Source organism: Proteobacteria bacterium CG1_02_64_396, from assembly GCA_001872725.1.
Taxonomy (GTDB): domain Bacteria; phylum Pseudomonadota; class MNWR01; order CG1-02-64-396; family CG1-02-64-396; genus CG1-02-64-396.
This window is the reverse complement of the sequence record MNWR01000099.1, coordinates 1-9,888: the sequence shown is the minus strand read 5'-3', so window position 1 is coordinate 9,888 and position 9,888 is coordinate 1. Positions and strand designations below refer to the sequence as shown.

General features: G+C 62.9%; 9 protein-coding genes. 4 read left to right on the top strand and 5 right to left on the bottom strand.

Features of this window, described 5'->3' with window-relative positions:
* The first annotated feature begins 191 nt into the window (after positions 1 to 191).
* The gene (locus AUJ55_11780) at positions 192 to 623 is read left to right on the top strand and encodes a hypothetical protein (GenBank protein ID OIO54581.1); all 432 of its coding nucleotides are present in this window, start codon (positions 192 to 194) and stop codon (positions 621 to 623) included.
* 13 nt (positions 624 to 636) lie between these two features.
* On the top strand, positions 637 to 2,406 hold the full coding sequence (locus AUJ55_11775) for a flotillin (protein ID OIO54580.1): 1,770 nt from the start codon (positions 637 to 639) through the stop codon (positions 2,404 to 2,406).
* A gap of 994 nt (positions 2,407 to 3,400) precedes the next feature.
* Here the strand turns inward: AUJ55_11775 and AUJ55_11770 are convergent.
* The 4 genes from AUJ55_11770 to AUJ55_11755 are packed head-to-tail and all read right to left on the bottom strand — an operon-like array spanning position 3,401 to position 7,007.
* Complete coding sequence (locus tag AUJ55_11770; protein ID OIO54579.1) at positions 3,401 to 3,766, bottom strand: hypothetical protein; 366 nt, start codon at positions 3,764 to 3,766, stop codon at positions 3,401 to 3,403.
* Between the two features lie 7 nt (positions 3,767 to 3,773).
* Positions 3,774 to 5,024, bottom strand: coding sequence for a hypothetical protein (locus AUJ55_11765; GenBank protein ID OIO54578.1), 1,251 nt, complete (start codon positions 5,022 to 5,024; stop codon positions 3,774 to 3,776).
* Positions 5,017 to 6,240 (bottom strand): hypothetical protein, encoded by a 1,224-nt coding sequence (locus AUJ55_11760; protein OIO54577.1) that lies wholly within the window; start codon positions 6,238 to 6,240, stop codon positions 5,017 to 5,019. Before AUJ55_11760 ends, AUJ55_11765 begins: the two co-directional genes overlap by 8 nt.
* Positions 6,240 to 7,007: a hypothetical protein gene (locus AUJ55_11755; protein ID OIO54576.1), complete on the bottom strand. Its 768-nt coding sequence runs from the start codon at positions 7,005 to 7,007 to the stop codon at positions 6,240 to 6,242. Before AUJ55_11755 ends, AUJ55_11760 begins: the two co-directional genes overlap by 1 nt.
* A 162-nt stretch (positions 7,008 to 7,169) precedes the next feature.
* Here AUJ55_11755 and AUJ55_11750 point away from each other — a divergent pair, with 162 nt between their 5' ends.
* Together AUJ55_11750 and AUJ55_11745 are read left to right on the top strand one after the other, a co-directional pair.
* Entirely contained in the window at positions 7,170 to 8,120 is a 951-nt protein-coding gene (locus AUJ55_11750; GenBank protein ID OIO54575.1) for a hypothetical protein, read from the top strand.
* Positions 8,121 to 8,289: 169 nt separating this feature from the next.
* The gene (locus AUJ55_11745; GenBank protein ID OIO54574.1) at positions 8,290 to 9,126 is read left to right on the top strand and encodes a serine protein kinase RIO; all 837 of its coding nucleotides are present in this window, start codon (positions 8,290 to 8,292) and stop codon (positions 9,124 to 9,126) included.
* Between the two features lie 558 nt (positions 9,127 to 9,684).
* Here the strand turns inward: AUJ55_11745 and AUJ55_11740 are convergent.
* Complete coding sequence (locus AUJ55_11740) at positions 9,685 to 9,888, bottom strand: hypothetical protein (protein OIO54573.1); 204 nt, start codon at positions 9,886 to 9,888, stop codon at positions 9,685 to 9,687.

Genomic DNA, 9,888 nt, shown 5'->3' with positions numbered 1-9,888 from the left:
TCACTAGCCAACTCGCTTGTGGTTTTACCCCCTTCAGGGCCTCCAGCGCCCCCTTCGCCTTGAACTGCGCACTGTGCCGTTTGTGTTTCCCGGACATCGCTTGGCTCCTCGCTCTCGCCAATCATGCCCCCTCGGTCTTAACAAAACCTACTGTCCAGTTTTTGGGGTCCACTTCAGGCAAAACCCCGTTTTTGGTGGTGTTGATCCTGCTGCTGACCAGCTTTGGGGTCGCGGGGCTCTCGATCCAGCTTGCGCTGCAATCGACCACCGGTCTGTTGCTTCCCTCCTGGCTGGCCGCCCCAGCGGCGCTGGCGTTGGCGCTGCCGGTCACCCGCTGGGGTTCGGCCTTGGTCGCCCACTTTTTGCCCCAGGACGAAACCGAGGCGGTCTCGGAAGAGAGCTTCATTGGGCGGGTGGCGACGATCACCCTGGGGGTCGCCCGCCCCGGCTCCCCCGCCCAAGCCCGACTTCACGACGGTTTCGGCCAAACCCACTACGTCATGGTCGAGCCCGACACCGGGCAACCCGAATTGAAACAGGGCGACCACGTCTTATTGGTTCGCCAGAAGGGATCCCTGTTCGTAGCCATCCCCAATCCCCACCCCATCCTGATCGACGAATAGGTCCGAGGAAGCCATGGAAAACCTTACCAACATCGCCGTGATCGTCGGTTCTGCCCTGCTCGGGCTGCTCACCATCGGGCTGATCCTGGCCCGCCTCTACCGCCGCGCCTCGAAGGAGACCTCGTTTGTGCGCACCGGCATGGGGGGGCAAAAGGTCATCATGAACGCCGGTGCCATGGTGCTGCCGGTGTTGCACGAGATCATCCCGGTCAACATGAACACCCTGCGGCTGGAGGTGCGCCGCGCCAACGAGCAGGCGCTCATCACCCGCGACCGGATGCGGGTCGACGTGCAGGCCGAGTTCTACGTCCGGGTGCAGCCGGTGGCCGAATCGATTGCCAATGCTGCCCAAACCTTGGGGATGCGAACCATGAATCCCGAGGCGCTGAAAGAATTGGTCGAGGGCAAATTCGTCGACGCCCTGCGGGCAGTCGCTGCCGAGATGGCGATGATCGAGCTGCACGAGCAGCGGGTCGATTTTGTGCAGAAGGTGCAGCAGGTGGTCTCGGAGGATCTGCTCAAGAACGGTCTGGAGCTTGAAGCGGTTTCGCTCACCGGGCTCGACCAGACCGGCAAGGAGTTCTTCAACCCCGACAACGCCTTCGACGCCGAGGGGCTGACCAAACTGACCGAGGCGATCGAGGAGCGGCGCAAGCGGCGCAACGAGATCGAGCAGGACACCGAGGTGGCGGTTGCCCGCAAAAACTTGGAGGCGGAGCGGCAAAAGCTGGAAGTCGGACGGGAGCAGGAATACGCCCGCATGGAGCAGGAGCGGGAAATCTCGATCCGCCGCGCCGCCCAGGAGGCGGAGATCGCCCGGGAACAGGCCGAAAAGAAACGGGAGGCGGAGTTGGCCGAGATTCTGGCCAGTCAGCAAACCCAGCAGGGCAAGATCGCCGCCGACCGGGCCGTGGCCGAGGAGCGGATCGACATGGAGCGGCAGATCCGCGAGCGGGAGATCGCCAAGGCCAGGGCCGTCGAGGCGGCCGACATCGAGAAGACCAAGACCATCGAAAGCGCCGAGATCGACAAACGGCGCGCCCTGGAGTTGGCCGAGCAAGACCGGGCCATCGCCATCGCCGAAAAATCCAAGGCGCAATCCGAGGCCGAGGCGGTCGCCGCCCGCGCTCGGGCCGAGATGGTCAAAGCGGCTGAGCAGGTGATTACGGTGAAGGAGACCGAGATCGCCGAGCGGCAGAAACTGATCGAGCTGGTCGAGGCTGCCAAGGAGGCCGAGCGCCAGGCGATCCAGGTCAAGGTGGCCGCTACCGCCGAAAAAGAGGCCGCCGAGGATCACGCCCTGGCGGTCAAAACCGCCGCCGAGGGGAACGCCGAGGCCGAAAAGCTGGCTGCCGAGGCGGCTCGGATGCGCTATGCGGTCGATGCCGAGGGCAAACGGGCGATCAACGAGGCCGAAAACCTGTTGGCAGCCGAGCAGATCGCCCGGCAGATCAAGCTGGCGTTGATTGCGCAGCTGCCCGAGATCATCGCCCAGAGCGTCAAACCGATGGAGCGGATCGAGGGGATCAAAATCTACCAGGTCGAAGGGTTGGGGGGCGGTTCGGGGGGCTCCAGCGGTGCCGGGGATGGAAGCGGCAACCTGGCCGACCAGGTGGTCAACAGCGCCCTACGCTACCGCGCCCAAGCCCCTTTGGTGGAGAGCCTGCTCAAGGAGTTGGGGCTGCAAGGGGGGAGTTTGAACGGTCTGGTGGGTGGGGGATTGAACGAAACCCCGGCAGCGGACGATTGGGTGCCGCCGGACGAAGCAAAGTCTTCTCAATAGCCCCGCGTAGGCCGGATGGTTTCGGTGGGGTGGGGTTGGTTTTGTGGGAGCGGATTTCTATCCGCGAATGGAGAGGCAACCCGACCCCCTCAACCCCGCCCCCACCAAGTGCCCCCTGGAGTGGACGCGCTGCGTCGCGTCCGCCTTTTGTGCGATGGGGGAAAAGCGGCCACGACGGAGCGCCCCCTCCAAAAGGCAGGATCGACCCCCGTTGCCACAACCTGGGCCGACTGAAACAACCCAGCTTCGCTTCGGCAACTTAGGGAAGCGCTGACTAAAGGCCTCCTGCCTTGAATCAGCGACGCTTCGCAAAAATCAAAAGCTTCGGCGACGGGGTCGCCTCCTACGACAGCAGAGCCCCCCCGCAGCGTTATCCCCCCGCAGGCGACGCGGTAGGAGCGCCGCCCTCGGCGCGATTGCGCCTGTTCTCGGAGCCCGAACGCACGGTGGGCTCACCGGGGCGGCCTCTCCCCCGCAGTGGCCCCATCCCTCCCAGCGCTGTCGCCCCTGCGACCGCTGGATCCCCGCCTGCGCGGGGATGACGTCGGGATGGGGGCTTCGGGTCAGGCCTGGACCGAAGCAAAAGCCATTGCGCGTAGGAGGCCACCCCGTGGCCGAACCTCAAGTCCGATTCCTAGGGAAACGCTGAATAAAGGCCTCCTGCCTTAATCAGCGACGCTACGCAAAAACCAAAAGTAGGCGCCCTGAGGCGGCGATGGTTTTGGCTTCGCGTGCAAAATCACCAGGGCTTCGGCGACTTAGGTCGCCTCCGACGTTCCTGATTTTGGCGACCCATCCCTGGGTCGCTCGGAAGCGCTAATCAATCAGCGCTTCCCTAAGGCTTGCCGTTGAAACGCCTTAATCTGCTCAAATTTGGTCATCTGCGGGTGGATGTTTTTGCCCTTGGTTTTTTGGGTCTTGGGTTCAGCGACCCCCCGCCTGCCGGACCTCGCTTCGCTCTTCCGACCTTGTACATTCCATCTTCGATGCATCTTCATTCCAGGTTGAACCCAATCGCCAGCAACCGTCCGCTCACCCCCAACGCCACAACGGTGGTGACCACAAACAGGGTGGCCAGAACCCGGTAACCCAGGCGGCGCAACCCGATTTGGGTGCGTTTCCACCAGCCCATCTCGGGGGTGGCGACGGGGGGCAGGCGTTGAAAGTCGGCAATCAGCAGCGCCAGCAACGCCGCCCAGGCGGCAAGCAGCATGGCGGGGATGGCGTAGCGGGCGGTTTGGGGGGCGGGGGCTTGAAAGGCAAGAGCGACCAGCACCAGGGTTGCAGCCCCGCTCAGGCCCAACATCCATAGGCGGTGGGGACGCAGGAACAGCGCCAGGCGGTGCAGCCACTGCATCATCGCGGTTTCATACCTCGCGCATCGCCTCGACCGGCTGCAATCTCGTCGCCTTCCAGGCGGGGTAGAGGCCGGCGATCAGGGCGGCCAGGAATGAGGTCGTCAGAATCAATACCTCGGTTTTGAGGGTCAGGATCGGCTTCATCACCGGGCTCATGTAAACGAAGGCGAGGGAATCGGCAAAGGCGGATAGATCGATGCCGTCGACCTGCAAGTAGATCACCCAACCCAGCCCGATGCCCCAGCCGATCAGACTGCCAGTCATCACCAGGACGACGCTCTCCCACAGCACCATGGTGAAGAGCTGGCGCTTGCCGGTCCCCAGCGCCTCCATCAGGCCGAACTCCCGCACCCGCTCCATCAGCGCCATGAGCATGGTGTTGAGGATCTGGGCCAGCACCACCACCACCACGATGACCAGAATAACGTAGTTGCTGACGTCCCCCAGCTCGACCCACTGCTTGACCAAAGGGTCGATCTCCCACCAGAGCATCACCTCGCGCTGCGGCCCCAGAATCGGGGTGATCGCCGCTTGCAGCGCCTGTTCTTGGCCGTGCACCTGCATACGCACCACCACGTCGGTCACCCCGTTCCCCAGCCCGATCCAGCGTTGGGCGGTGGTGAGGTTGATCAGAGCCAGGGTGGCGTCGACCTCCTGGGCGGCGGCCCGCAGAATCCCCCGTAGCCGGAAGAGCTCCGAGACGATCTCGCCGTTGGGTGCCTGGGTCATCAGCACCACCTTGTCGCCGATCTCAATCCCCAGGTTTTCGGCCAGGCGGATCCCGAGCAGCAGCCCTCGCGGGTCGTTAGGATCGAGCCACACCCCCTGGTGGAGAAAGCTGCGCAGGCGGCTGGTCTGTCCCTCTTGTTCGGGCTGGATGCCGACGATCTCGGCCCCGGTGCTTGCCCCCGCCACCGAGGCGAGCCCCGAGGCGCGGATGCGGTGGGTCCAGGCGCGGATGTTGGGCTGGTCCCTGAGGACCGCGTCGATGGGGGCGGGGTCGGGGATGAAATCCTTGATCTGCCGCTCCTGCTCGAAACCAGCTTGGTGGATTTGCAAGTGGCCGCTTTGGGTTAGGACAAAGTTGTCGCGCATGTCGACCATCCACCCATCCACCAGCGCCCCGAGCAGGGTGAGGGAGCCGATCCCGACGATGAGGGAGGAGAGGGTCAGCAGGGTGCGGCGGGGGTTGCGCATTAGGTTGCGCCAGCCCATGCGCAGATAGGTGGACAACGACAGCGAGGCGGCGGCGTTAGACATGATGGATCGCCTCCACCGGTTCGAGCCGGGTCGCCTTCCAGGCGGGCCAAAGCGCGGCGAGCAGGGTGGAGAGCCCCATCGCGACGATGGTGATCCACAGATGGTCGGTGTCGATTTCGGTGCGGATGACGGTGTCGATGTAGAAGCGGGTGGCGGTGTCCATGGCATTGCCCAGGTCGATCCCCGCCTTGTGGTAGTGGGCGACCAACCCCAATCCGGCCCCGACCCCGAGCAGGATGCCGCCGACCACAATGAAGAGCGATTCGATCAGGACGATGGCGGCGATTTCGATCCGCGTGGTCCCCAGCGCCATGAGAATGCCGAATTCGTGGGTGCGCTCCAGCATTGAAACCAGCACCGTGCTCAGCAGACCCGAGACCACCAGGAACAGGACGATGGTCATAAAGATGTAGAAAAAGCCGTTATCCATGGCGACCCACTCTTTCATCATTGGGTACATGTCGAACCAGCGCAGCACCTCCACCTCTTGCCCTTTCAACGCCACCTTCAGCGCGGCGGCAAGGCGCTCGACCTGCTCCATAGAGGGTTGCAGCACAAACTCGGTCACCCGCCCCTCCATCCCCAGAAGGGTCTGGGCCTGACGCAGCGGTAGCAGCACCAGCCCCCGGTCGATCCCCATCTCGCCGCTGCCGATGATCCCCACCAGGGTGAAGCGGTCGGCCGCCATGCCGCCGTAGTAGTCCTGGGTCAGCACCACCACCTCGTCCCCCAACGCGACCTGAAGATTGCGCGCCTGGGTCGCCCCCATGATGCAGCTGCGTTCGTCGGAGTTTTGGAAGAAGCGCCCCTGGTCGACCTTGGTGGCCAGGGTGGTGGTTTGTTGCTCCCGCTGAGGATCGAGCCCGAGCAGCATCGCCCCCGCCGAGGTGTCGGCCCCGGCAATCAGGGCGAACGACATCAAGCGCTGCGTCCAGGGGATGTCGGGGTGATGGGCCAGGGCGGCGCGGATCGCCTCGGGGTCGGGGATGGCATCCTCCATCTTGGGGTGCAGGAAGAACCCCTCCTTGTGAATCTGCACCCCCCCGACGAAGGAGGCGGCGATGTTGCGCATCATGTTGTTGTGGGAGCCGTCGTTGAAGCCCCACAAAAACAGCAGCGCCGTCATGCCGATGGCGATGGCCGACAAGGTAATCAGGGAGCGGCGCAGGTTGCGGGTCAGGTTGCGCCAGGCGATGGGGAGGATGGCGCGGGTCATCACCGCCCTCTGCGCGACAGGTTCGCGCGCGAGAAGACATCCTCGGCGATGGGTCGGTCGAAGGTGATCGCCTCGATGGTCATGACCGTTTTTTGGTCGGGTTTGTCGGCGGGCAGGATCGTCCACAGGGTAGGGACCTCCCGGCCGTCCATCGTCTTGACCTGCTCGAACAACATGGTGCGCACCAGCGTCCCCCCATCATCGAAGTACTCGGTTTTCATGGGGATGCCGTCGGAGCGCACCGTGTGGATCAGCTTGCCCCAGACCACCGGCGCGTCCGGTTTGGGGCGCGACTCGATGGTCAGGATCTCAAGATCGCCCCGCTTGTGACGCTCGATCACCCGGTGGGTGTAATCCAGCACCACCGAGCTGGCCTTGACCAGATCGTCGTTGGTGAAGTCAGAGCCCATCCAGGATGAAAGCATCATCGAGGGGGGGATGCGGATGTCCCGTTCCAGCTTGGGCAGGTAGGTCCACAGGTTGGTGCCGACCTTGAGGAAGGTGGTGTCCTTGTCTTTGGCGGGGGCCAGCACCCGGATGAAAAAGCGGTCCTGCACGTTGTCGTCCCAGCTGTCGAAGCGCATGGTGCGCCGCCATTCGAGACGGACCACCTCCATGGCATAGGTCGCGGTGTTGGTCTTGGCTCGCAGCAGATCCTGCACCTTTTGCACCGCCTCTTGGGCCAGCGGCTCGTTGATCGGGTCGGCGTGGCTCAGCAGGGGGAACAGAAGAAGGGCGAGCAGTGCAAACGGGCGAATCGGACGCATGGGCGGGCCTCCTTGAGATCGGAAAACCCTACCCCGACGGCGGGAGGGTGCAAGAGGGAGGGACGTCGGCTGTTGACAAGTCATGGGCCTTTGCAGACAACTGCTCCGGCCCAGAGTGGATGGGTCGCCGTTTCCCCGTCAACGATTCGAAGGAGGCAAGGAATGTTCGGACTCAACATGCTCGATGTGATGATCGGTTTGATCACGATTTACTTGGTGTTTGGCATTGTCTGCACCGCCATCGTCGAATGGTTCAATCAGCTATTTAGCGTGCGCAGCAACAACCTCGAAACGGCCTTAAAAGAGATGTTTGCGGGCGATTTGAACGACCAGCAGTCCTTTGTCGCAGCCTTTTATGCCCATCCTCTGATCCGATCCCTTTGTACCCAAGACGCTAAAGGCAACGTCAAAAAGCCCTCGTATATTCCCTCGGACGTGGTGGGCAAAGTGGTTGAATCGCTGCTCCTTGCCAACAAGGCGGTCCATGCGGCCAAGAAGGTTGAGGAGGGGGGCGTTTCGTTGGTGGATGCTCTGCCCGACACCAAGGCGTCTGCCCACCTCAAACAGATGGTGGCCCACCATGTGGATCAGGCCAGGGGCGATGCCGAGGCTTTTCGGCAATCGGTGGCCGATCAATTCGATCAGGTGATGGACCGGGCCAGTGGCTGGTTCAAACGCAAAACCCAGGTGGTCGGGTTTTGGACAGCGGCGATTCTGGTGGTGGTGGGCAACGTCGATACCCTGCAAATCACCCAAGTTTTGGCCAACAACCCGGCGGCGCGGGCTCAGATGATGGCGGTGGCCAATCAGGTCAACGTGCAGGGGATCGACGATCAACCGGGGGTGGGGATTGCCTTTGAACAGGCCCAGCAGGCGATGGCCGCATCGACCTTGCAGTTCGGTTGGCATCCATCCCCCGCAGCTCCATCCCAGGGGTGGCTGGCATGTCTTGGGGCGGTCTTGACCAAGATCGTGGGGCTGCTCATCAGCGCCATGGCGATCTCCCTGGGCGCCCCTTTCTGGTTCGACATGTTGCAAAAGGTGATGAAGGTTCGTACTTCGATTTCTCCCCGAGACGCCAAACAACCGGTTGCCCCCAAAACCGGGGGGTGAACCGTGCATTGCAAGGGCCATCGTCGCTGGGTGGGGTTGTTCGACCGTTCGCGTTGCGATGGCCCTTGAACCGCAGGTATTTCACCTTATTTGATGCCCCCTACCCCGATCCCCCTTATCCTTCGCCCCGCTTTTTGTATTCCCCCACCGATGAAGGTCATCCCCCCCCATGAAGATCCCCAAGCGGCTCGAATCTTTGTTCGATGAAGGGCTTGTCGACGAGGTCGTCCGGCAGTTGATGAGTGGCAAAGAGGCCACGGTGTACATGGTGCGCAGCCGGGGCGAGATCCGCTGCGCCAAGGTCTATAAAGAGGCCCACCAGCGCAGCTTCCGCCAGAGTGTTTTGTACCAAGAAGGGCGCAAGGTGCGAGGCAGTCGGCAGGCGCGCGCCATGGGCAAACGGACCAAGTTCGGTCGCAAAGAGCAGGAGAGCGTCTGGCAAAGCGCGGAGGTCGCCGCCCTGTATAAGCTGGCCGACGCCGGTGTGCGGGTGCCCAAGCCCTACGGCTTCTTCGACGGGGTGTTGATTATGGAGATGGTGGCCGATGAATACGGCGACGCCGCCCCCCGCCTGAACGATCTGGCCTTTGAACCCGAAGACGCGGTCGTCTATCACGATTTTCTGATCAATCAGATTGTGCGCATGCTCTGCGCCGGGTTGGTCCACGGCGATTTGTCGGAATTCAACGTCCTGGTGGGGGAGGAGGGTCCGGTCATCATCGATCTGCCCCAGGCGGTCGACGCGGCGGCCAACCACAACGCCCGCATGATGCTGGAACGGGACGTGGCCAACATGACCGCCTACTTCGCCCAATTCGCCCCCGAGTTGCACGGCACCCAATACGGCAAAGAGATCTGGGGATTGTTCGATCGCGGCGAGCTGCACCCGGCGGTGGTGCTGACCGGTCGGGTCGCGGAGGAGACCGCCAGCGCCGATGTGGATGGGCTGATGCAAGAGATCGAGGCGGTGCGGCAGGAGTATCTGGAACGGATGCAGTACGAGTAGGAGATACGGCATCCCCGCGATCCCAGGAGCGCGTTTTGGGGGATCTCAAGTTGGGTCCAAAGGGGGCACCGGTCCCCTCTCCCCAGACCTGGAGAGAGGGTTAGGGAAGCGCCGATTAAAGGCTCCTGCCTTTTAATCGGCACGCTACGCAAAAACCAAAAGTAGGCGCCCTGAGGCGGCGATGGTTTTGGCTTCGCTTGCAAAATCAGCAGAGCTTCGGCGATTTAGGTCGCCTCCTACGACAGCGCACCACGTGGCGGACCATCCCTGGGCCGCTCGGAAGCGCCATTAAATCAGCGTTTCCTTAGGGTGAGGGGTGGCGGCATGGGGTCAAGCGGCTGAGTTTCGGTGGGAATGGAGCACGGCACGACCCACCCATCGCCGTTTTTCAAACAAAAATCCCGCTTGTACCCCCCTCACCCCGACCCTCTCCCCCATGGGGGAGAGGGGGAAGGGCTTCGGATGCGTTCGGACTAAATCCTCGGATTCGAGCCAGGCAGACCCAGGATTGCCCTACCGGTCCCCTCGCCCCCGGTCTGGGACGAGAAGGCAGTGTTCTCACAGGGTCGAAGCGCCCCCGGCGTACGACGGTGGAGGTTCCTCCACCGTCATGGGCAAGACCGCCGCGCGTTCCAAGGCCGTTGACGTTCGGGTGATGCGTTCGACTGAAGTGGACCCCAAAAACTGGACAGTAGGTTTTGTTAAGACCGAGGGGGCATGATTGGCGAGAGCGAGGAGCCAAGCGATGCCCGGAAAACACAA